We start from the raw sequence: 19,760 nt of genomic DNA on the forward strand, positions 1-19,760 counted from the left end.
TCAGAACTCGTTGCCCCAGCAGTAGCGCGCGATCGTCTCCACGAGCACCAGTTTGCGGCGCTGGTCCCCGGCGGTCAGCAGCGGCCGCGCCGCGACGTCCGCGAAGCCCCGGGACGGGGACACGGCCGCGTCCTCCAGGTCGGCGAACGCCTCCAGGGGGTCGATGCGGGACATCACCGTGTCGATGTCCTCCAGTGCCGGACTGGTGGCGTCGACCACGCCCAGGCAGAAGTCCCGCCCCTCGGGCAGCGCCCGCACCAGGTCCGTCTCGGCCGCGGTGCCCCGGTCGAACGGGAGCACCCAGCGGTCGGCGGGAATGCCGGTGTACATCCGCTCGGCGCGGGCGCGGTCCACGGCGGCCGGTGCCGCCCAGCCCGGGGACACGGCGACGCGGACGCCCTCGGGCCGCTCGGCCGGCCGTACGGCCCGGGCGTCCACGGCGAGGGCGTCCACGGCGAGGGCGTCCTCGAAGGACAGGGCGCCGCCGGGGGCCGGTTCGGTGCCGGCCTGGCCGAGCAGGAGCGGGTTGTTGAGCTGGATCAGGCGGACACCCTCGGCGACCAGCAGGGCGATCTCCGCCCGCACGATCTCCGCGAGCGCCTCGCCCAGTTCGCGGGCGGAGGAGAGGCCGGGGCCGGGCCGGTACGTGGTGGCCGCGAGGTACGCCGGGGAGGGCAGGGACACCTTCGGGGCGATCCGGGTCAGCCCGGTGAGCCGGGCGGCCCGGTCGGCGAGCAGCGGGCCGTCCGCCTTCGGCGGGGACTCGGCGACCCAGCGGACCAGGCCGTCGGGGCCCGTCTCGCCGGTGCGGCGGAAGCCGGAGACACGGTCGAGGACGGCGCCGCGGAAGTCCTCGCGCGGGAAGTCGCCGTCGGTGACGACGGTGGAGCGCAGCCTGCGCTGGTCGGCGACGGCCTCGGCGACCGCGTCCGCCACCGAGTCCGGGTCGTCGCGCACCAGGCGGGCCGGGCGGACCAGGCTGCCGTGGTGGTCGATGCGGTAGTTGTACGTGTCCGCCATGATCAGCTCTCCGTTCCCTGGGCGGCGGGCTCGGCCGCGACGCCCCAGGCCGCGAACTCCAGCTCGTACCCGAGGGATTCGAGCACCTCGTCGGCGATGGCCTGGTCCTCGTCGGCGGTGCCGCCGGCGATGCCGAGGCCGCCGATGACCTCGCCGTCCTTCTTGACGGTGACGCTGCCGTCGGTGGCCATGATGGGCTGGGCGGCCCCGGGGAGCTGGGAGAGCTGGGAGAAGAAGACGGGCTGGCTCTCCTGCCACTTCTTCAGCATTCTGCCGGGGCGCCGCATCACGGCGGCGGTGTACGCCTTGGCGCGGGCGATGTCGGGGGTGAGCGGGCGGGCGCCGTCGGAGCGGCGGACGGCGACGACGAAGCCGCCGGCGTCGACCACGGCGACGCTCACCGCCTTGCCGACGGCCCGCCCGCGCTGGAGCGCGGCGGCGATGATCTCTTCGGCGGCGTCGAGGCTGATGGTGCTCATACGGCGGCTTCCTCCGGGGCGGTGAGGGTGCGGCGCAGCCGGGCCAGGGCGGCGTTGTAGGGCTCGGGCGTCTCCCAGTACATGGAGTGCGGGGCGCCGGGGACGATCTCCAGGTGGGAGCCGGGCAGCAGTTCGTGGGCGCGGGTGACGGTCTTGACGCCGAGCACCGCGTCCTTCTCGCCGGCCAGGAAGGCGACCTTGACACCGGAGTGCTGGATCTCGTCCAGGGTCGGGCCGTCGGTGTCGAGGTTGCGCAGGTCCTGCATCCTGGCCGCGTTGAACGTGCCCATCTGCTGGAAGAGGAAGGTGAGGTCGGCGCGTTCGGTCTGGAACTCCTTGGTGAGCAGCCGGTCGGTGACGGGCAGCTTGACGGCCTCGGCACGGTCGGCGGCGGCCAGTTCCCGCAGCTCGGGGTGGTTGATGCCGCCGAGGGAGTGGCCGAGGACGACGCAGGAGACCCGGTCGGGGCGGAGCAGGCCGGCGCGGAGGGCGGCGACGGAGCCGATGGACTGGCCGACCAGCATGACGTCGGTCAGGTCCGCCGCCTCCAGGACCGCGACGACGTCGCCGGGGAAGTCCTGGCCGTCGAACTCCGGCAGGGAACTGTCGGACTTGCCGAAGCCGCGCAGGTCGAGCGTGACGACCGTGAACCGCTCGCGCAGCGCCGCGACCTGCTGCCACCAGGCGGCGTGGTGGCCACCGCTGCCGTGCACGAACAGGATGGCCGGGCCGCTGCCGTGGCGCTCGTAGTAGACGGCGGTGCCGTCGGAGTCGGCGAAAGGCATGGGGTGCAACTCCTCGACAGCGTACGTCAGTTGGGGCGCTTGGCGTGGTGGACCAGCTCGATCATGGTGTGGTCGGGGTCGTGGATGTAGCAGAACTCGGACTGGTTCTCGGGGCGCTGGACGGGCCGGGTGTGCCGGATGCCCAGCTCCCTGAGGTGGGCGAGGAAGTCGTCCCAGTCGTCGACCTCGACGGCGAAGTGGTAGGGCGCCATGCGCTCCATCTCCTCGACCGGGGTGAAGTGCAGGTCGAAGGTGCCGCGGGTCATCAGCACCACGCGGGTGTTGGACTTGGGCATGATCCGCTTCATGCCGAAGACCTTGGCGTACCACTCGGCGGTGCGGTCGGGGTCGGTGGTGGGGAAGTTGACGTGGTGGATGTAGCGGGGTGTGGCGCTCATGACGCGTTCCCTTCCAGGTGTACGGGGTTGGAGAGGGCGCCGATGCCGCTGATGCCGACCTCGACGGTGTCGCCGGGTTCGAGCGGGCAGACGGACTCGGCACCCATCCAGAGCACGTCGCCGGGGTGCATGGTGATGTGCCGGGTGATCTCGACGATGTAGTCGTACGGGTCGAAGACCATGTCGCCGGTGGCGAACTCGGCGCGGACGTCGCCGTTGACGCGCAGGGTGGTGGTCTGCGCCAGCGCGTCGACGTCGGTCTCGATCCAGGGGCCCATCGGCTTGAAGGTGTCGCTGTTCTTGCCGCGCCACAGGGTGCGGTCCTGGTGCTGCCAGGTGCGGGCGCTGACGTCGTTGCCGACGGTCCAGCCGAAGACCGCCGCGCGGGCCTGGTCGTGGGTGGCGTGCCGCAGGGTGCGGCCGATGACGGCGACGAGTTCGGGCTCGGCCTCGAAGCGGCCGGTGACCTCGGCCGGTTTCACGATGGGCGTGAGGTGCCCGGTCAGGGCGTTGTTGGCCCGGTAGCCGACCTCGGGGCGCTCGGGCGTGGGCACCCCGGCGTGGGCGATGTGCCGGGGGTAGTTCAGGCCGACGGCGTAGAAGACGGGCGGGACGACGGGCGGCAGCCAGTGGGCGCCCTCGCGGGGCACGGTGCCGATGACGTCGACACCGGTCTCCTGGAGCGGGGAGCCGGACAGCAGCTCGATGTCCCGCTCCCCCACCCGGCCCCACACCGCCCGCCCGCCGGCCGCGACGCGCGCGTACCTCATGGCGCCAGCAGGTGGGAGACGCGCTTGGTGATCAGGTAGGCGTCGAGTGCCTCGGGGCCGCCCTCACGGCCGTAGCCGCTGTCCTTGACGCCGCCGGAGGGGGCCTCGTGGACGGAGCCGCCGCAGTGGTTGACCGACAGGATGCCGGCCTCCAGTTCGGCGCAGAGCCGCTCGGCGGTGGCGGCGGAGCCGGTGAAGCCGTAGGCGGCCAGCCCGTACGGCAGGCTGTTCGCGAGCGCGAGCGCCTCGTCGAGGTCGTGGAAGGCGACGATCGGCGCGAGCGGTCCGAACGGCTCCTCGCTCAGCAGTTCCGCGTCCTCGGGTACGCCGGTGAGGACGGTCGGCGTGAAGAACCAGCCGGGGCGGTCCAGGCGCCTGCCGCCGGTGCGGATCTCGGCGCCGTGGGCGACGGCGTCGGCGGTGAGGCGCTCCATGGCCTGGAGGCGGCGTTCGTTGGCGAGCGGCCCCATGGTGGTGGCCGGGTCCAGCCCGTCGCCGACCGTGACCGCTTCGGCGGCCTTGACGAACTCGGCGGTGAACTCCTCGGCGATCGACGCGTGGACGAGGAAGCGGCTGGGCGAGGTGCAGACCTGGCCGGCGTTGGCCCACTTGGCGCGGGCGGCCGTGCGGGCGGCCGTCACGGGGTCGGCGTCGGCGCAGACGATCACCGGGGCGTGGCCGCCCAGCTCCATCAGGGAGGGCTTCATGACCTGGCCGGACCTGGCGGCGAGGAGCTTGCCGACCGGGACGGAGCCGGTGAAGGCGACCAGGCGGGTCACCGGGGAGGCGATGAGGCGCTCGGAGACCTCGGCGGGTTCACCGAAGACGAGGTTGAGGACGCCGGGCGGCAGGCCCGCGTCGGCGTAGCAGCGGACCAGTTCCATGGCGCTGGCCGGGGTCTCCTCGGACGCCTTGATGACGAGGGAGCAGCCGGCCGCCAGGGCGGAGGAGATCTTGCGGTTGGGGCCGCCGACGGGGAAGTTCCACGGGACGAACGCCGCGACGGGGCCGATGGGTTCGCGGCGCACGGTGAGGACGGTGCCGGGGTCGGCGGGGATGACCCGGCCGTAGGCGCGGCGGGCGTCGTCGGTGTGCCAGCGCAGGGTGGCGGCGGTGCGGCGGGCCTCGCCGGTGGACTCGCGCAGCGGTTTGCCCTGTTCCCGGGTGGCGGTCCGGCCGAGCGCGCCGGCCCGCTCGGCGATCAGGTCGGCGGCGGTGTGCAGGATGCGGGTGCGCTCGGTGACCGGGGTCGCGCGCCACACCGGGAAGCCCTGCGCCGCCGCGTCGAGCGCGCGGTCCAGGTCGGCCGTGGTGGCCAGCGGGACGTCGCCGATCACCTCCTCGGTGGCGGGGTCGGTGATCGGGGCGGTACGGCCGGTCTCGCCCTGGCACCACTCGCCCGCGATGTACATGCGGACGGCGGGGCGGCCGTGGTCGGTGGTCATGGGTGGGTGCCCTCTCGAAAGGGGTTCAGGACGCGGGGGCGTCCTGGTCACGGTGGGTGCGCAGGGCCCAGATGTGGTGCGGCGGGGTGGTTTCGTGGACGCGGGTCTCGTAGGTGTCGTCGACCCGGTCCATGTCGGCGGCGTACTCGACGCGTCCGCCGCAGGGGGCGTGCAGGAAGCGGAAGACGTTGGAGCCGACGGTGTGCCGGCCCAGCCTGCGGGCCTCGCGCCAGCCCCGTTCGATCATGTGGTTGCCGCCCTCGACCACATCGTCGAAGCCGGGGACCTCGTAGGCGATGTGGTTCACGCAGACGCGGTCGGGGCGGTGGCAGAGCAGCATGGTGTGCTGGTCGTCGTCGCCGGGGGCCCGCATGAAGACACCCATGGGTTCGACGACGTCGGTGGGGCGGAAGCCGAGGAGGCCGGTGTAGAAGGCGACGGCCTCGTCCTTGCCCTCCTTGGCGATGTTGAGGGCGACATGGCACATGCGCAGGGGGTGGGCGCGGGTGAGCGGCTCCAGCGGCTCGTTCCAGCGGTGGACACTGCCGTAGGTGTTGGCGCGGCGGGGTTCGACGGTGACCTTCCTGGGGCGGGCGAGGGTGAGGCCCACGCCGAAGCCGCTTCTGTCGACGGTGTGGTGGACGCCGTCGGCGGTGGTGCGGACCCGGTGGCCGCGGGCCACGGCGGTCACCAGCCGGTCCAGTTCCTCCTGGGTGTCGACGCCCCAGACGACCTCGCGCAGGGTGGGGCCGTCCTCCACCGGGGGCGGCAGCAGGGGGCTCGGGTCGGTGTCCAGGTGGAGGGTCTGTCCGGTGAGCGTCTCGAACACCGCGTGTTCGTCGGTGCGTTCCACCAGGAAGAGACCGAAGTCCTCGAAGAACCGGACGCATGCGCCGAGGTCGTCGACGCTGTGGGTGACCGACTCGATGCGCTGGATTCCCATGGCTTCCTCGTTTCCGTCTCGCCTGGTGAGCGTAGGTTTGCGGAGGGTGGGGCCTCAATGGCCCGGGGGCCGCCGGGTGCGCAACCCTTTCTTGCGCCGCCGGCACGGTCGAAGCCGCCGCGGGCACGCGCGGCGCTCAGGGCCGGGCGGCGGCGATGGGGTGCCGGGAGAACCAGTCGGCGAGGAAGTCCAGGAAGACGCTCACCTTGCGCGGGGTGTCCCGGCCGGGGCCGTAGATCGCGTAGAGCGGGCGGTCGGGGACGGCCAGTTCCGGCAGCAGCACCTTCAGGGCGCCGGCGGCGATGTCGTCGTGGACCGGGCGCTGGGGCAGCAGGGCGAGGCCGCGGCCGTGTACGGCGGCCTTCTGCAGGGCGATGTAGGAGTTCGACGAGAAGACGATGTTGCGGATCTTGTGCAGGGTGCTGGCGTGGCCGTGGCCGATCCGCCAGACCGGGTCGTTGACGTGCACCAGGCAGTCGTGGTGGGCGATGTCGTTGGGGTGCGTCAGGTCCCCGTGCCGCTCGATGTACTCCCCGGAGGCGCACAGCACGAAGGGCAGCGAGGAGATCTTCTTCAGACGGACGCTGGAATCGCGCAGGTCCCGGGTGTGGAAGGCGATGTCGAATCCGCTGTCCAGGAAGTCGTAGGTGCGGTCCGACATGCCGCCCAGCTCGAAGCGGATGTGGATCTTGGGGTGGGCGGCGGAGAACGCGGCGATGGCGTCGCCGAGGTCGAGGCTGCCGATCCATTTGGGGCAGATGACGCTGAGGGTGCCCTCGGCACGGTCGTGGAGCCGGGCGATGCCGGCGTCCTCGGCCTCGATCTCGTCCAGGATGCGGGCGGCGAACTCCGCGTAACGGCGGCCCGGTTCGGTCAGGCTCACCGAGCGGGCGGTGCGGTTGACCAGACGGACCCCGACCTGGCGTTCCAGCTCCGCGACGTGCCGGGAGACCAGGGAGCCCGACGACCCGAGTTTCTTGGCGGCTCCGCTGAAACTGCCGACCTGGGCGACGGTGACGAGGCTGTGCATGAGGAGCAGACGGTCCATGTTTCCCTCCGGAGGCCGCTCCCCGTCCGACCGGCGGCGCGGGGCGGGGAGCAAGGGCCCGTCGTGCCGTCGGCCCGCCCCCGTGGCGGGTCCACGGGGCAGGCCGGACGCGCGGCGGGCGGGATGTGCGCGGCTCGTGCGGGTGAGGCTCGTGCGGATGCGGCTCGTGCGGGTGGCTCGTGCGGTGAGGGGGCGCCGGTTCCCGGTGGGGGCCTACTTCGGGCAGTACTGCGGAGCCTCGCTCAGGTTGTCCTTCGTGACCAAGACAAGAGGAATGTCAGAGATTTTGTCAACACCTTGTGCCTCGCCGAGCAGTCCGATCGTGCTCTTCACGGCGGTCTGTCCGATGGTCATCGCCGAGTTGGCGACGGTGGCGGCCAGGCGCCCGTCCTCGACCGCGGCGATGCCGTCCTCGGTGCCGTTCACCGAGACGATCCGCACGTCCTCGGCGCCGGCGGCGTCGAACGCCTTGCGCACCGCGAACGCCATCTCCTCGTTGGCGACGAAGGCGTAGTCCAGGCCGGGATGGGCCTGGATCATGTTCTCGGCGACGTCCTGCGCCTTGGCCGGGTTGAACATGCCGGGCTGGTCGGCGACGACCTTCGCGTTCTTCGGCAGGGCGTCCTGGAACCCGCCGACCAGCAGGTCGGAGGCGGCGCCGGGGGCACCGGCGACCACGCCGACCGTCACCTCCTTGCCGGCGGCGTCCTCGGCGATCCACCCGGCGTCCAGCGCGCCGACCTTCTTCAGGTCGACCACCGCGGCGCCGAGCACGTCGTCCATGTCGGAGGTGGCGACCGAGGTGAGGTAGATCGGGATGCCCGCGCTCTTGGCCTTGGCGATGTCGCCCTCCAGGGCGTCGACGTTGACCGTCTGCACGATCAGTGCGTCCACGTCGCGGGAGATCATGTCCTCGATGTTGGACAGCTCGGTCCCGGCGTCCTGCTTGGAGTTGGCCGAGTAGACCGTGGCGTCCCGCGCCTCGGCCTCCTGCTCGACCGCCTTGAGCAGACAGGAGTGGAAGTGGGTGGTGGAGCCGTTGACGAACCCGAGGGAGACGGAGCCTTCGGCAGCACCGCCGCTGTCGTCTCCGGAACCGCATCCGGCGAGCACCAGGGCGGTGGCGCCGATGAGAAGGGCCGCGACGGTGCGGCGTGAGCGGACGGAGTTCATGGGTCGAACCTTTCCTGCGTCGTCGAAGAGAAGGTGCGTGCGCGGGGCTGCGCCGGGATGGGGGAACGCGCGAAGGTGCGGGGACGTGCGGAGGCGGAGGGTGTGCGGCCGGGACGCTAATGCCCTGGTGCGGACCCGCGCTGGAACTCGTTGACGACGGCCGCGACCAGCAGCACCCCGCCGGTGACGACGAGCTGGTAGTTGCTGTCGACCTGGAGCAGGTTCAGCGCGTTGCCGACCACGCCCAGCAGGATCACGCCGAAGACGGTGCCGACGACGGTGCCGTGGCCGCCGGCCAGCGAGGTGCCGCCGATGACCACCGCGGCGACCGCGGTCAACTGGGTCTGGAGCCCCGCGGTGTTGGGCGCGGCGGCGCCGAGCCGGGAGAGCAGCATCAGGCCGGCCAGACCGGCGAGCACCCCGGCGAGCGCGTACAGGGCGAGCTTGCGCCGGCCGACGTCGATGCCGCTGAGCCGGGCGACGTGCTCGTTGCCGCCCATCGCGAACGCGTCCCGGCCGAAGGTGGTGAACCGCATGGTGACGCCGGTCAGCGCCAGCACCAGCACGGCCACCACCGTCAGGTACGGCACACCCGCGACCTCGTCGTTGCCGAGCGCGGACATCTTGTCGCCGGTGGTGACACTCATGCCGTCCAGGACCAGCAGGGCGACACCGTCCAGGAGCATCGCCGAGGCGAGGGTGGCGACGAACGGGGCGACCCGGGTGAAGGTCACCACCAGCCCGTTGGCCAGGCCGATCAGGGTGGCCAGGGCGAGGCAGACGACGACCACGGCGGGTGTGGACCAGCCGCCATCCAGCAACTGAGCGCCCGCGCACAGGGTGACGGCCGCGTTGGAGCCCATGGAGAAGTCCATGCCGCCGGCGGTCATCAGCAGGGTCAGGCCGGCCGCGATGACGGCGTTGACGCTGACCTGACGCACCACGTTGAGCAGGTTCTGCGAGGAGGTGAAGGCGTCCGCCTGCACGGCGGTGAACACACAGACCAGGATCAGTACGAGGATCAGCCCGCCGTGCGGGACGCGCAGCAGGCTCCGGGCGCCGGGGCGGGAGTCCGCCCGGCCGGGCGGGCCGTCGGCCGTGACGTCCGGGGCGGCGGAGGGGGTCTTGAGGCTCACTGCGGTTGACCTCCGAGTGCGGTCGCGACCAGTTGGTCGCGGGTGATGGCGTGGATGTCGTGCTCGGCGACGGTGCGGCCGGCGCTCACCACGACGACCCGGTCGGCCAGGCGCATGACCTCCTCGGCGGAGGAGGAGGCGAGCAGGACGGCCACACCGCGGGCGGCGAGGCCGTCGACGAGGGCGTGGATGTCGGCCATGGCGGCGACGTCCACCCCGTTGGTGGGGTCCTCCAGGAAGCAGGCGACCGGCTCGGTCTCCAGCCACTTGCCGAGCAGCACCTTCTGCTGGTTGCCGCCGGACAGCGCGCCGACCGGCGGGTTGCCGGAGAGGGCGACGACACCGTAGGCGGTGCGGACGGGCGCGGCGCGGCGGGCGAGGTGGGCGGCGCGGTGCAGCCGGCGGCGGGCGAAGCGGTCGCCTGCCAGCATCAGGTTCTCGTCCACGGTCATGCCCTGGACCAGACCGAGGGAGCGGCGGTCCCCGGTGACGCAGCGCAGGCCGCTGGCGAGGGACGCCCTGACCTTGCCGAAGGGCACGGGGCGGCCGTCGACGCGGACCTCTCCGGCGTCGGGGCGGCGACGGCCCGACAGCAGGTCGAACAGGCGGGACTGGGCGTCGCCGGCCGGGCCGAGGACGGCGACGACCTCGCCCTTGCGGACCTCGACGGTGAAGTCGCGCACGGCACGGCCGTCGGTCAGTCCGCGCACGACCAGCCCGTGGTCGTCCTCGGGCGCCGGGCGTACGGGGCGGGTGGAGACCACGTCCCGGCCGGCCATGGCCCGCACCAGCGAGGCGGGGTCCAGCTCGGCGGCCGGGGCGCTGCGCGCCAGGGCGCCGTCGCGCAGCACGGTGACCCGGTCGGCGATCGACATGACCTCGTCGATGTAGTGCGAGATGTAGACGACGGCGACGCCCTCGTCCCGCAGCCGGCGCACCAGGGCGCGGACCTGGCCGGCGTCCCGGGCGCCGAGGCAGGCGGTCGGCTCGTCCAGGATCAGCACCGTGCCGCCGCGCCGCACCTCGCGGGCGACCTCGACCATGGTCTGCTCGGCGACGGTGAGGGTGCCCGCGACCCGGTCGACGTCGATGTCGATGCCGAGGCCGGTGAGCGCGGCCCTCGCCTGGGCGCGGACCGCCTTCCAGCGCACGGTGCCGGCCCGGGTGGGCAGGTCGCCCAGCATGACGTTCTCGGCGACGGTGAGCCCCATCGCCAGTTCGCGGCGCTGCGGCACCGAGGAGACGCCGAGTCCGCGGGCCTTGCGCACGGTGAGTCCGGCATGCCGCTCGCCGCCCACCTCGACGGTGCCGCCGTCGGGCCGGTGGACGCCGCTGAGGACCTGCACCAGGGTGGACTTGCCGGCGCCGTTCATGCCCATCAGGGCGTGGATCTCACCGGCGTACAGGTCGAGGTCGACGCCCTTGAGGGCGGCGGCCCCGCCGAAGCTCTTGGTGACGCCCCGTACCCGCAGCACGGCCCGCACACCGGTGCCCGCCGGGTCCGGTACGGCACTCACGGCCGGGCCCCGTCGCCGTCGGGGGCGACCCTGCCGTGACCGCGGACGTCGGGGAAGGGCGGCTCCTTGCCGGGCTGGAGGTCCACCTGGAAGGTGTTGAGACACATGCCGAGCATGGTGAAGTTGCCGAGCGCGCCGATGGTGTCGACCAGGCCCCTGTCGCCGAAGTGCCGCCGGGCCGCGGCGAAGGTGGCGTCGGTGACGAAGTGTTCCTCCAGGACCTCCTTGCAGAACCGGTAGAACGCCTGGTCGGCCTCGTTGTCGAAGACCGCCTCGCGCTTCTCGGCGATGGCCTTGACGGCCGCCTCCGGGACACCGGCCTCGATCGCCTGGTGGACGTGCGCGTTCCAGGAGTACTGCGCGTCCCAGTTGCGGGCCGCCAGCAGCAGCGCCAACTCCCGCAGGTGTTCCGGCAGGCCGCAGTCGAACCGGGCGAACGCGCCGAGCGACTCGGCCCGTTCGCACATCTCCGGGCTGTGCAGCCAGACCCGGAAGGGGCCGCGGACCGCGCCGCGGCGTCCGGCGATTCGCGCGGCCAACTCCCGCTGCCGCTGGTCCATTTCCTCTTCGGTGAGCACGGGGAGCCTCATCGGGCCGACACCTGCCTTTTCTTTCCGGCGCGTTTCCCGGGCGGGTCGAGCGGCCCGCGGTGACAGGTGACGGTACAGCCGGGCCGTTGCGGCACACCCCTTGCGGAACGCAACGTAAAACTGCGCGCCCGAGGGCACCGGCCGGTGCCCGCGCGGCCTAACGTCGTGCGACGCGAGCCGCCGAACGGAAGGACATCCCCGCAATGACCACGATCATCAAGGCCGCGTCCGTGCCCCTGCTCGACCGGGGCGGTGCGGTGGTGACCACGCCCCTGATCACCACGTCGTCGGCCGGCGGGGAGAACCGCGTCACCAGTGGCATGAGCGTGTACCCGGTGGGTTCCGGGGCGCCGCTGCACTCGCACAACTGCGACGAGCACGTGACGGTCCTCGACGGCGAGGCGGAGGTGTGGGTGGACGGCGAGGTGACGAAGCTGGAGCGTTACGACACCACGTACATCCCCTCCCCCGTCCCGCACCTGTTCCGCAACGTCGGCGACACGCCGCTGCGCATCCTGTGGGTGTACTCCTCCGGCCATGTGACCCGTACGTTCACGGAGACCGGCAAGACGGTGGAGCACCTGTCGGCCGAGGACCGGATGGGCGAGGACTGATCCCGCCCCCGTGTGACCGATCACATGCCGAGACACGCTTGCATCATGCACCTGACCAGGCGTTGTCTCGCACGGTGAGTACCGAACGAACCGAACACCACGACACCGCGGCCACCGCGGCCACCGCGGCCACCGGTGACCGCTCCGCACGGCGTGCCGTCACCGTCTTCCCCGTACTGGTCCTCCTGGCCGGCGCCCTCGGACTGCTGCTCCCGGGCAGCTTCTCCGGCTGGAGCGAGGGAGTGCCCTATCTGCTGGGCGTCGTGATGTTCTGCATGGGCGTCACCATGACCCCGGAGGACTTCCGCGGGGTCGCCAAGCGGCCCTGGGCGGTGGCGCTCGGACTGGTCGCGCACTACGTCATCATGCCGGGGCTCGGCTGGGCCATCGCCCACCTCCTCCATCTCTCCCCGCAGCTCGCCGCCGGGGTGATCCTGGTCGGCTGCGCCCCCAGCGGCACGGCCTCCAACGTGGTCACCTACCTGGCGCGCGGCGACGTGGCGCTGTCCGTCTCCGTCGCCACCGTCTCCACCGTGCTGGCCCCGCTGATCACCCCGCCGCTGACGCTGCTGCTGGCCGGCGAGTACCTGCCGGTCGACGCCGGTTCGATGGTCACCGACATCCTCAAGACGGTGCTGCTGCCGGTCCTCGCGGGTCTCGTCGTCCGGCTGGTCGCCGGCCGGTGGGTGCAGCGGACGCTGCCGGTGCTGCCGTGGCTCTCCGCGCTGACCATCGCCGTGATCGTGGCCGTGGTGGTGGCGGGCAGCGCCGACGCCATCAAGTCGGCCGCCCTGCTGGTGTTCGTCGCCGTGGTGCTGCACAACGGCCTGGGCCTGGCGCTGGGGTACGGCGCGGGCCGGCTGGGCCGGCTGGGCGAGGGGGGCAGCCGCGCCATGGCCTTCGAGGTCGGCATGCAGAACTCCGGGCTCGCGGCCTCGCTGGCCACCGCCCACTTCAGCCCGCTGGCCGCGCTGCCGGCCGCGGTCTTCTCCGTCTGGCACAACATCTCCGGCGCGCTGGCCGCCGCCTGGCTGTCCCGCCGTCCCCGCTGAGTCACCCCCCTGTACGGCACCGCCCCGGTCCACAGCATGATGTGGGCCGGGGCGGTGCCGTCGTTACGGCGGCACCGGAAGGCTCGCGAAGGGGGAAGCATTGACCATGCCGAACGCCGGCCGGCGCGTCGTCGCCGTCTGGGCCGGACTGTGTCTGGCCGGTCTGACGGCCACCTGGGTCCTCTCCTCGGACCCGTACGCGGACGGCCCGGAGTTCCCCGCCGAGGAGCCGGCTGCGGCACCCACGGGGAGTTACTCCTACGACTGCGAGGAGATCGCCGACGAGATCGCGCGGGAGCGGGCGGAGGCGGCCCGGGAGCAGGCGCTGCCGCCCTCCCCCGGGGCCGTTCCCGTCCAGACGTTGAGGGCGTACGCGGTGCCCGAGGACTGCCGCGACGAGCTGGACACCCCGCTGGGCGTCAACTCGCCATGAGAAACGCCGGCCCCGCGTCCTCACGGGGGCCGGCTCGGCGCGGCGGTGCCGCTCAGTGGGCCGCGCCCACCAGCTTCCGCCCGGCGCCGTCCCCGGCCGTGCGCCTGCCGGCGCGGGCGGCGGCGATGCCGATGAAGACCATGGACGCCACACCGGCCAGCGCGAACGCGGTGAAGCCCCAGTCGCCCTTGTCCGCGGCGAGCAGCTGACCGCCCAGCCAGGGGCCGAAGACCGCGCCGAAGCGGCCCATGCCCGAGGTCCAGCCCACGGCCGTGGCCCGGCTGTCGGGGGTGGAGGCGATGGACACCGTCGCGTAGATCATCACCTGGGCGCTGTTGAGGAAGACACCGGTGAGGAAGACGACCACGAAGGTCAGCGCCAGCGGCATGTGGACGCTGAGCAGGAAGACACCGGCGGCGGTCACCGCGAACCAGAGAGCGGAGATGCGCGGGGCGCCGAACCGGTCGGAGGCGCGGCCGGCGATCAGCATGCCGACGATGCCGCCGAGGTTGAACAGGACCACGAAGGTCAGCGCCGAGCCCAGCTCGTAGCCCTCACTGCGCATCAGGGTGGGCAGCCAGGTGGCGACGCCGTAGACCAGCAGCAGTCCGCCGAAGGAGGCCAGCCAGTACAGCAGGGTCTGGATCCACTCCCGGCCCTGGAAGAGAGCGGCCAGGTTGCCCCAGCGGGCGCCGGCGGCCTTGTCGGCCTTGGGGGCGGGCAGCTCGACGTCGTAGCGGGCGGCCAGTGCGGCGGCCTCGTCACGGCGGCCCTGGGCGACCAGGAAGCTCAGCGACTCGGGCAGCCACTTCAGCAGCACCGGGACGAAGAGCAGCGGGACCACGCAGACCCAGAAGGCGGCGCGCCAGCCGAGCGGCTCGACGATCCACAGGGCGACGTAGGCGGAGAGGATGCCGCCGGCGTGGTGGGCGGTCATCAGCAGGCCGATGGTGAGGGCCGCGCGGCCCTTGGGGGCGTAGTCGGAGACCATGCTGATCGCGGTGGGCAGCAGACCGCCGAGGCCGACGCCGGCCAGGGTCCGGCCGAGGCCGAAGACGGCGACGCTGTTCGCGACGGCGCACAGGCCGGAGGCCAGGGAGAAGAGCGCGACGCAGGAGAGCATCAGCTTCCTGCGGCCGATCCGGTCCGCGATCGTGCCCGCGGTCAGCGCGCCGACGAGCATGCCGAAGGTGGCGTAGCTGCCCAGGTCTCCCGCCTGGCCGGAGGTGATCCCGAGGGCCTTCTCCTCCAGCATGTGGGGCAGCACCGAGCCGTAGATGAACATGTCCAGGCCGTCGAAGAGCACGGCGACCCAGCACAGGACGACGACCAGCAGGGCCAGTCTGCTGCCCTTTGAGGACAGGGCGGGGGAGGAGGACATCGTTGTTTTCCTCTCGACCAGGACGAGTTCCCTGGAGGGATCGGTGAAGCGGGTCCGCGCGGCTCGTGCGGCTCGACCCGTGATGTGCGCTAGACGCTAAAGTTCCGGCCCTTGAGTGTCAACGGTTTTGTTAACAATCTCAGCAACGATCTGCTGGCGCCCGGCCCCTCCCCCTGCGCCACGGGGGCGGGGCCGCGCACACCTGTCCGCGCGGCCCCGCCCCCGTGGCCCGTGGTGCCCGTCGTCAGGCGACCGGCGGGGTGCCGTGGGTGTGGAAGGACTCGATGGTCTTCAGCCCCCAGGCCTGCCCCTTCTTCCGCTCCTCCTCGGTCCAGGTGATCAGCGGCCAGTCCGGCGCCAGCACCAGGCGGGTGAGCGGGTTGCACAGTTCGATCCGGTTGCCGCCGGGCTCGTAGACGTACAGGAAGAACGTCTGCTGGATGGCGTGCTTGTGCGGGCCGGTCTCGATGAACACGCCGGTGTCGATGGCTAGGTCGGCGGCGCGCAGGATGTCCTCGCGGTTCTCGGTCGCGAAGGCGATGTGGTGCAGCCGCCCCTCGGAGCCGGTCCAGTCCTCGGTGTAGACGACGTCGTAGGACTTGTCGGTGAAGGTCAGCCAACGGGCCGCGATCCTGCCGGAGTCCAGCCGGATCTGCTCGGTGGGCCGGGCGCCCAGGAGGTGTTCCTGGAACTCGGCGTTGGCGAGCACGTCGGAGGCGAGGAAGTTGATGTGGTCGAGGCGGCGGACGCCGACTCCCCGGTTGGGCTTGGCCTGCGGCTGGTTCTTCAGGGCGGGCTTCAGCCCGTCGGGGGCCCGGTAGTGCTCGCTCTCCCAGTACAGGGCGTGCTCGTGGCCGTCGGGGTCGGTGGTGAGGTAGAGCCGGCCGAGGCCCGGCTCGTCCTCGACCCACTTCCCGCCGCGGCCGGCCTCCTCCAGGGCCCTCACCCGGCGCTGGAGGGCGTCCTCGCTGGAGGTGCGCAGCGCGAGCCGGCCGAGGCCGGGTGTCTCGCGGGCGGTGAGCACCAGGCTGTGGTGCTCGTAGTCGTCGTAGGTGCGCAGGTAGACCGTGTCACCGTCCTGGCCGTTGACCGTCAGGCCCAGGAAGTCGGTGAAGAAGCCGACACTGGCGTCGAGGTCGGGCGTGAACAGCTGGGTGTGACCGATATGGGCGATGTCACCGAGCGGCGGAGTCATCGTTGCCTCCAGAGGATGGTGCGGGGGTCGGGGCCGTCCCGGCCGGCCGGGGGAACACGGTGCCGTCGAAGATCTTCCGTGCGGTGCGCACGACGGCGGTACGGCGGACCACCGGGGGCGTGCCGTCGGTCCCGGGGTCGACGGCGGTCTCGACGTCCAGGAAGCCGGTGGGGTGTTCGACGCGGGTGCGGTCGCCGCTGCCGGGCAGCTCGGCGATGCCCTCCCCCACCCCGCCGGGCAGGCGGAGTCCGGCGGCCACGCTCGCGGCGCCCAGGACGCCGATGGAGGTGTGGCAGCGCACGGGGATGAAGGTGCGGGTGGTGACCGCGCCGCCGTCCCGGGGCGGCGCGAGCAGGCTGAGCTTGGGCACGGTGGTGGACTCGACGTCCCCGAGCCCCATCAGCCGGCCCGCCGCCAGCCGGATCTCCCGGAGGCGGCCGGCCAGGGCCGTGTCCTCCTCCAGGTCCCGCGGCTCCTCGTAGCCGGTGACCTTCAGGGCGCCCGCCGGGATCAGCACGACCGGCATGCCGTTGTCGACGCAGGTCACCTCGGTGCCGGCGACGGTGTCGCGGACGTTGCCGGTGGGCAGCAGCGGTGAGCTGCCCTGCGGGAACTCGATGACGACCGCGGCGGCGGTGCCCGGTACGCCCGAGATCCCGGCGTCCCCGGTGTAGTCGACACGCCCGCCCGGGGTGGGGAAGGTGGCGATCGCCAGTTCCCCGGTGTTGCGCATCCTGATGCGTACGGACGTCTCACCGTCCCGGGCGGGGACCAGTCCGCGCTCCACGGCGAACGGGCCCACCCCGGCGAGGATGTTGCCGCAGTTCTGCCGGTCGGTGACCTCGGGAGTGTCCACGTCGACCTGGAGGAACAGGTAGTCGACGTCGGCCTCGGGGTCGTCCGACGCCGAGACCACGGCGACCTTGCTGGTCAGCGGGTGGGCGCCGCCCAGCCCGTCGATCTGGCGCGGGTCGGGGCTGCCCATGACCCGCAGCAGCAGGCCGTCGCGGGCGGCGGTGCCGGCGGGGAGGTCCTCGGCCAGGAAGTAGGCGCCCTTGGAGGTGCCGCCGCGCATCAGCATGCAGCGGACCTCGTCGGGTGCGCTCACGACGCGTCCCCGCCGCGCGTGTACTCCTCGTAGGACTGGTAGGTCACGCCGAGCTGGACCAGCTTCTCGCGCAGCCCGTAGCGGTCCAGGCCCAGCTGGCCCTCCAGGAAGGCGGCGCGGGTCGCGGCCTCCTTGTCCTCCCGGGCCCGGGACGCCTCGGCGGTCCGCCGGGCCTTCTCGCGCGGGACGACGACCACGCCGTCGTCGTCGGCGACGATCACGTCACCGGGGTGGATGACCTGGCCGCCGATGACCACCGGCACGTTGACGCTGCCGCCGGTCGCCTTGACGGTGCCCTGCGCGGACACGGCGGCGGACCAGGCCGGGAAGCCCATCTCGCGCAGCTCGGAGGTGTCCCGGACACCCGTGTTGATGATCAGCCCGCGCACCCCGCGCTGCTGCAGCGCGGTGGCGAACAACTCGCCGAACAGGCCGTCGGTGGAGGGCGAGGTGGTGGTGACGACCAGGATGTCGCCCTCACCGCACTGCTCCACGGCAGCGTGGATCATGAGGTTGTCGCCGGGCCAGGACAGCACCGTCACCGCGGTGCCGGCGATCCGGGTGTCCTGCTGGATCGGGCGCAGGTGCGGGCCGAGGAGGCCGGTGCGGCCCATCGCCTCGGACACGGTGGCCACGCCGTACCCGGACAGGGCCTCGACGTCCTTGGCCTCCGCCTTCGGCGGGTCGGTGACGATGACGCCGCTCATGCCTGCTCCTTCGGGGTGTGCGGGTACGCGAACACGGGATCTCTTCCTCTTCGGGCCGGTGCGCCGGCACGCCCTCGCTCCTCGCTCACCGGGGTGAGCGGATGCGCGTCCGCCCGGTGCGGGTCAGTCGCGCAACGCCCCGATCACGCTGGTGAGGTGGGCGCGGACGGCCGCCTCGGCCGCCTGTGGGTCTCTGGCCTCGATCGCCTCGATCATGGCCAGGTGCTCGTTCAGGGATTGCTGGGGCCGCCCCGGACGCAGCGCCAACTGGAAACGGTGGCGCACCAGTTGGGCGTTGAGCCGCTCCAGCAGCTCCAGCGCCGTCAACTGGCCGGAGAACTCCCGGATCCTGGTGTGCAGTTGGTGGTTGAGTTCCGAGTAGGTCAGCGGTTCGCCGTCGGCCACGGCCTTGCGCATCGCCGTACCGAGGCCGGTCAGCTCGACGACCTGTTCGTCGGTGACGGCTGCCGCCGCCTTCGCCGCGCAGAGCCCTTCGAGCACCAGCCGGCACTCGGTGATGGCGACCGCTTCCTCCACGGTCACCACCCGCACCCGCGACCCTCGGTTGCGGATGCGCTCGACCAGTCCCTGCGACTCCAGGTCGATCAGCGCGGCCCGGATGCTGGCCCGTGTCACACCGAACTGCTCGGCGAGTTCGTTCTCCACCAGCCGCTGGGCCGGTGCCATGTCGCCGCGCAGAATCGCCTCCCGCAGCTGTCCGAGCGCAAGCTGTTTCGCCTGCTCCCCGGTGCTCGGACCGGCTTGTTTCGGCATGTGCCCTCCCTGAGTGAGTGCTCGTCGAACGTAAATCTATCCAAACAAGATTGTCAACAATTTTGTTCGCTGAATTACGGGGCGCTGTGCGGGGTCTTCGACGTGGTCACCGGCGCGGCGGGGCGGTGGTTCCCCGGATCTCCAGCGCGGGAGCCGCGAGGTGCAGGCCGCCCGGTCCGCCGGGGGCGCGGAGCCGGTCGAGCAGGCGGTGGGCGGCGCGGCGGCCGACCTCGTGGCCGGCGTTGTCGACCGTGGTGAGCCAGAGGTGGCGCAGCCGGGAGATGCTCGTGTTGTCGTATCCGGCCACGGACAGGTCGTGCGGCACCCGCAGTCCCAGTTCCTCCGCCGCCGACAGGGCGCCGACGCAGGCGATGTCGTTCACGGCGAAGACTGCGGTGGGCCGCTCGGGTCCGCTGCCGCCGAGCAGCCGGACGGTGGCGCGGTAGCCGCCCTCCTCGGTCATGTCGCAGGGCTCGACGGTGGCCCGGCCGGCGAGGCCGTGGCCGCGCATCGCCGACTCGAAGCTGCGCCGCCTCAGCTCGCCGACGGCCCCGTAGCCCGCGAGGTGCGCCACCGCGCGGTGGCCGAGGCCGATGAGGTGCTCGGTGACCAGCCGCGCCCCGCGCTCGTCGTCACCGGCCACCACGTCCACGCCGGGCGGCACTGCCTCGCGGGCGCCCGCGACCACCACGGGGATCCGCGCGGCGACGTCCTCCAGGGCGGCCGGGTCGGGCAGCGTGCCGACCACGACCAGCCCGTCGACACCGAGGTCGCGCAGGGGGCCCGCGGCGTCGCCCGGTCCCCAGCGGCGGTTGAGACGGGCGTCGGAGAGCAGCACGTGCAGGTCGTTGTCGCGCAGCACGGCGTTCAGTCCGTCGAGCAGGTCCACGAACCAGGGGTTGCGCAGGTCGTTGAGGAGGACGCCCACGGTGCGGGTGCGCCGCTCGCTCAGGCTGCGGGCCGCCGCGTTGGGCCGGTAGCCGAGTTCCCGCGCGGCGCGCAGCACCGCTTCCCGCCGCTCGGGCCGTACCCCGTCGGCGCCGCGCAGCACCAGGGAGACCAGCGACTTGGAGACCCCGGCCCGCTCGGCCACGTCACGGATGGTCGGCTGCTTCATGGCTGGACCGTTCCACGGGGTGCTTCGCCTGTCAAAGCCTTGACATCACGGGCCAGGAGTCCTCAGGGTGACAGG

At 72.4% G+C, this 19,760-nt stretch carries 21 protein-coding genes; 3 read left to right on the plus strand and 18 right to left on the minus strand.

Annotated elements, in window-relative coordinates; genetic code table 11:
• From ACZ3IG_RS08320 to ACZ3IG_RS08375, 12 genes are all read right to left on the minus strand, one after another.
• A complete protein-coding gene (locus ACZ3IG_RS08320; RefSeq protein WP_467430090.1) occupies positions 1 to 1,020 on the minus strand; it encodes a uroporphyrinogen decarboxylase/cobalamine-independent methonine synthase family protein in 1,020 nt (339 codons plus the stop codon).
• A gap of 2 nt (positions 1,021 to 1,022) precedes the next feature.
• Positions 1,023 to 1,499 carry a GlcG/HbpS family heme-binding protein gene (locus tag ACZ3IG_RS08325; RefSeq protein WP_467430092.1) on the minus strand — a complete coding sequence of 159 codons (477 nt, stop codon included), beginning with the start codon at positions 1,497 to 1,499 and terminating at the stop codon, positions 1,023 to 1,025.
• Entirely contained in the window at positions 1,496 to 2,284 is a 789-nt protein-coding gene (locus tag ACZ3IG_RS08330; RefSeq protein ID WP_467430094.1) for an alpha/beta fold hydrolase, read from the minus strand. Before ACZ3IG_RS08330 ends, ACZ3IG_RS08325 begins: the two co-directional genes overlap by 4 nt.
• 26 nt (positions 2,285 to 2,310) lie before the next feature.
• A complete protein-coding gene (locus ACZ3IG_RS08335) occupies positions 2,311 to 2,682 on the minus strand; it encodes a VOC family protein (RefSeq protein ID WP_467430097.1) in 372 nt (123 codons plus the stop codon).
• Positions 2,679 to 3,452, minus strand: coding sequence for a fumarylacetoacetate hydrolase family protein (locus tag ACZ3IG_RS08340; RefSeq protein ID WP_467430098.1), 774 nt, complete (start codon positions 3,450 to 3,452; stop codon positions 2,679 to 2,681). The genes ACZ3IG_RS08335 and ACZ3IG_RS08340 overlap by 4 nt, the downstream gene beginning before the upstream one ends.
• A complete protein-coding gene (locus tag ACZ3IG_RS08345) occupies positions 3,449 to 4,897 on the minus strand; it encodes an NAD-dependent succinate-semialdehyde dehydrogenase (protein WP_467430099.1) in 1,449 nt (482 codons plus the stop codon). The genes ACZ3IG_RS08340 and ACZ3IG_RS08345 overlap by 4 nt, the downstream gene beginning before the upstream one ends.
• A 25-nt stretch (positions 4,898 to 4,922) precedes the next feature.
• Positions 4,923 to 5,840, minus strand: a complete 918-nt coding sequence (locus tag ACZ3IG_RS08350) for a VOC family protein (protein WP_467430100.1) — start codon at positions 5,838 to 5,840, stop codon at positions 4,923 to 4,925.
• A 136-nt stretch (positions 5,841 to 5,976) separates the two neighbouring features.
• Positions 5,977 to 6,888, minus strand: coding sequence for a LysR family transcriptional regulator (locus tag ACZ3IG_RS08355; protein WP_467430101.1), 912 nt, complete (start codon positions 6,886 to 6,888; stop codon positions 5,977 to 5,979).
• 213 nt (positions 6,889 to 7,101) lie between these two features.
• A complete protein-coding gene (locus ACZ3IG_RS08360; RefSeq protein ID WP_467430103.1) occupies positions 7,102 to 8,061 on the minus strand; it encodes a sugar ABC transporter substrate-binding protein in 960 nt (319 codons plus the stop codon).
• A gap of 116 nt (positions 8,062 to 8,177) precedes the next feature.
• Positions 8,178 to 9,197: an ABC transporter permease gene (locus tag ACZ3IG_RS08365; protein ID WP_467430104.1), complete on the minus strand. Its 1,020-nt coding sequence runs from the start codon at positions 9,195 to 9,197 to the stop codon at positions 8,178 to 8,180.
• Positions 9,194 to 10,714, minus strand: coding sequence for a sugar ABC transporter ATP-binding protein (locus ACZ3IG_RS08370; protein WP_467430106.1), 1,521 nt, complete (start codon positions 10,712 to 10,714; stop codon positions 9,194 to 9,196). Before ACZ3IG_RS08370 ends, ACZ3IG_RS08365 begins: the two co-directional genes overlap by 4 nt.
• The gene (locus ACZ3IG_RS08375; RefSeq protein WP_467430557.1) at positions 10,711 to 11,274 is read right to left on the minus strand and encodes a carboxymuconolactone decarboxylase family protein; all 564 of its coding nucleotides are present in this window, start codon (positions 11,272 to 11,274) and stop codon (positions 10,711 to 10,713) included. The genes ACZ3IG_RS08370 and ACZ3IG_RS08375 overlap by 4 nt, the downstream gene beginning before the upstream one ends.
• Positions 11,275 to 11,507: 233 nt before the next feature.
• Between ACZ3IG_RS08375 and ACZ3IG_RS08380 the strand changes: the two genes are divergently transcribed.
• From ACZ3IG_RS08380 to ACZ3IG_RS08390, 3 genes are all read left to right on the plus strand, one after another.
• Positions 11,508 to 11,918 carry a cupin domain-containing protein gene (locus ACZ3IG_RS08380; protein WP_467430108.1) on the plus strand — a complete coding sequence of 137 codons (411 nt, stop codon included), beginning with the start codon at positions 11,508 to 11,510 and terminating at the stop codon, positions 11,916 to 11,918.
• A gap of 74 nt (positions 11,919 to 11,992) precedes the next feature.
• Entirely contained in the window at positions 11,993 to 12,970 is a 978-nt protein-coding gene (locus ACZ3IG_RS08385) for a bile acid:sodium symporter family protein (protein WP_467430110.1), read from the plus strand.
• Positions 12,971 to 13,070: 100 nt separating this feature from the next.
• Complete coding sequence (locus ACZ3IG_RS08390) at positions 13,071 to 13,403, plus strand: hypothetical protein (protein ID WP_467430111.1); 333 nt, start codon at positions 13,071 to 13,073, stop codon at positions 13,401 to 13,403.
• Positions 13,404 to 13,455: 52 nt separating this feature from the next.
• Here the strand turns inward: ACZ3IG_RS08390 and ACZ3IG_RS08395 are convergent, their stop codons facing one another.
• The 6 genes from ACZ3IG_RS08395 to ACZ3IG_RS08420 all read right to left on the minus strand — a co-directional run bounded on the left by ACZ3IG_RS08395 (position 13,456) and on the right by ACZ3IG_RS08420 (position 19,685).
• Positions 13,456 to 14,784 carry an MFS transporter gene (locus ACZ3IG_RS08395; RefSeq protein WP_467430113.1) on the minus strand — a complete coding sequence of 443 codons (1,329 nt, stop codon included), beginning with the start codon at positions 14,782 to 14,784 and terminating at the stop codon, positions 13,456 to 13,458.
• Between the two features lie 244 nt (positions 14,785 to 15,028).
• On the minus strand, positions 15,029 to 15,979 hold the full coding sequence (locus ACZ3IG_RS08400) for a catechol 2,3-dioxygenase (RefSeq protein ID WP_467430115.1): 951 nt from the start codon (positions 15,977 to 15,979) through the stop codon (positions 15,029 to 15,031).
• On the minus strand, positions 15,960 to 17,087 hold the full coding sequence (locus ACZ3IG_RS08405) for a 4-oxalomesaconate tautomerase (RefSeq protein WP_467430116.1): 1,128 nt from the start codon (positions 17,085 to 17,087) through the stop codon (positions 15,960 to 15,962). Before ACZ3IG_RS08405 ends, ACZ3IG_RS08400 begins: the two co-directional genes overlap by 20 nt.
• Complete coding sequence (locus tag ACZ3IG_RS08410) at positions 17,084 to 17,794, minus strand: 4-carboxy-4-hydroxy-2-oxoadipate aldolase/oxaloacetate decarboxylase (RefSeq protein ID WP_467430117.1); 711 nt, start codon at positions 17,792 to 17,794, stop codon at positions 17,084 to 17,086. Before ACZ3IG_RS08410 ends, ACZ3IG_RS08405 begins: the two co-directional genes overlap by 4 nt.
• Positions 17,795 to 17,917: 123 nt before the next feature.
• Positions 17,918 to 18,568 (minus strand): GntR family transcriptional regulator, encoded by a 651-nt coding sequence (locus ACZ3IG_RS08415; protein ID WP_467430119.1) that lies wholly within the window; start codon positions 18,566 to 18,568, stop codon positions 17,918 to 17,920.
• Positions 18,569 to 18,674: 106 nt separating this feature from the next.
• Positions 18,675 to 19,685 (minus strand): LacI family DNA-binding transcriptional regulator, encoded by a 1,011-nt coding sequence (locus tag ACZ3IG_RS08420; RefSeq protein WP_467430121.1) that lies wholly within the window; start codon positions 19,683 to 19,685, stop codon positions 18,675 to 18,677.
• Positions 19,686 to 19,760 lie beyond the last annotated feature (75 nt).

The sequence above is a fragment of the Streptomyces sp. NPDC016677 genome, from assembly GCF_055562815.1.

Bases quoted from the DNA above. Each gene is read 5' to 3' on its own strand.
- ACZ3IG_RS08320 (WP_467430090.1), bottom strand. From the start codon at position 1,020: ATGGCGGACACGTACAACTACCGCATCGACCACCACGGCAGCCTGGTC.
- ACZ3IG_RS08325 (WP_467430092.1), bottom strand. From the start codon at position 1,499: ATGAGCACCATCAGCCTCGACGCCGCCGAAGAGATCATCGCCGCCGCG.
- ACZ3IG_RS08330 (WP_467430094.1), bottom strand. From the start codon at position 2,284: ATGCCTTTCGCCGACTCCGACGGCACCGCCGTCTACTACGAGCGCCAC.
- ACZ3IG_RS08335 (WP_467430097.1), bottom strand. From the start codon at position 2,682: ATGAGCGCCACACCCCGCTACATCCACCACGTCAACTTCCCCACCACC.
- ACZ3IG_RS08340 (WP_467430098.1), bottom strand. From the start codon at position 3,452: ATGAGGTACGCGCGCGTCGCGGCCGGCGGGCGGGCGGTGTGGGGCCGG.
- ACZ3IG_RS08345 (WP_467430099.1), bottom strand. From the start codon at position 4,897: ATGACCACCGACCACGGCCGCCCCGCCGTCCGCATGTACATCGCGGGC.
- ACZ3IG_RS08350 (WP_467430100.1), bottom strand. From the start codon at position 5,840: ATGGGAATCCAGCGCATCGAGTCGGTCACCCACAGCGTCGACGACCTC.
- ACZ3IG_RS08355 (WP_467430101.1), bottom strand. From the start codon at position 6,888: ATGGACCGTCTGCTCCTCATGCACAGCCTCGTCACCGTCGCCCAGGTC.
- ACZ3IG_RS08360 (WP_467430103.1), bottom strand. From the start codon at position 8,061: ATGAACTCCGTCCGCTCACGCCGCACCGTCGCGGCCCTTCTCATCGGC.
- ACZ3IG_RS08375 (WP_467430557.1), bottom strand. From the start codon at position 11,274: ATGGACCAGCGGCAGCGGGAGTTGGCCGCGCGAATCGCCGGACGCCGC.
- ACZ3IG_RS08380 (WP_467430108.1), top strand. From the start codon at position 11,508: ATGACCACGATCATCAAGGCCGCGTCCGTGCCCCTGCTCGACCGGGGC.
- ACZ3IG_RS08395 (WP_467430113.1), bottom strand. From the start codon at position 14,784: ATGTCCTCCTCCCCCGCCCTGTCCTCAAAGGGCAGCAGACTGGCCCTG.
- ACZ3IG_RS08400 (WP_467430115.1), bottom strand. From the start codon at position 15,979: ATGACTCCGCCGCTCGGTGACATCGCCCATATCGGTCACACCCAGCTG.
- ACZ3IG_RS08410 (WP_467430117.1), bottom strand. From the start codon at position 17,794: ATGAGCGGCGTCATCGTCACCGACCCGCCGAAGGCGGAGGCCAAGGAC.
- ACZ3IG_RS08415 (WP_467430119.1), bottom strand. From the start codon at position 18,568: ATGCCGAAACAAGCCGGTCCGAGCACCGGGGAGCAGGCGAAACAGCTT.
- ACZ3IG_RS08420 (WP_467430121.1), bottom strand. From the start codon at position 19,685: ATGAAGCAGCCGACCATCCGTGACGTGGCCGAGCGGGCCGGGGTCTCC.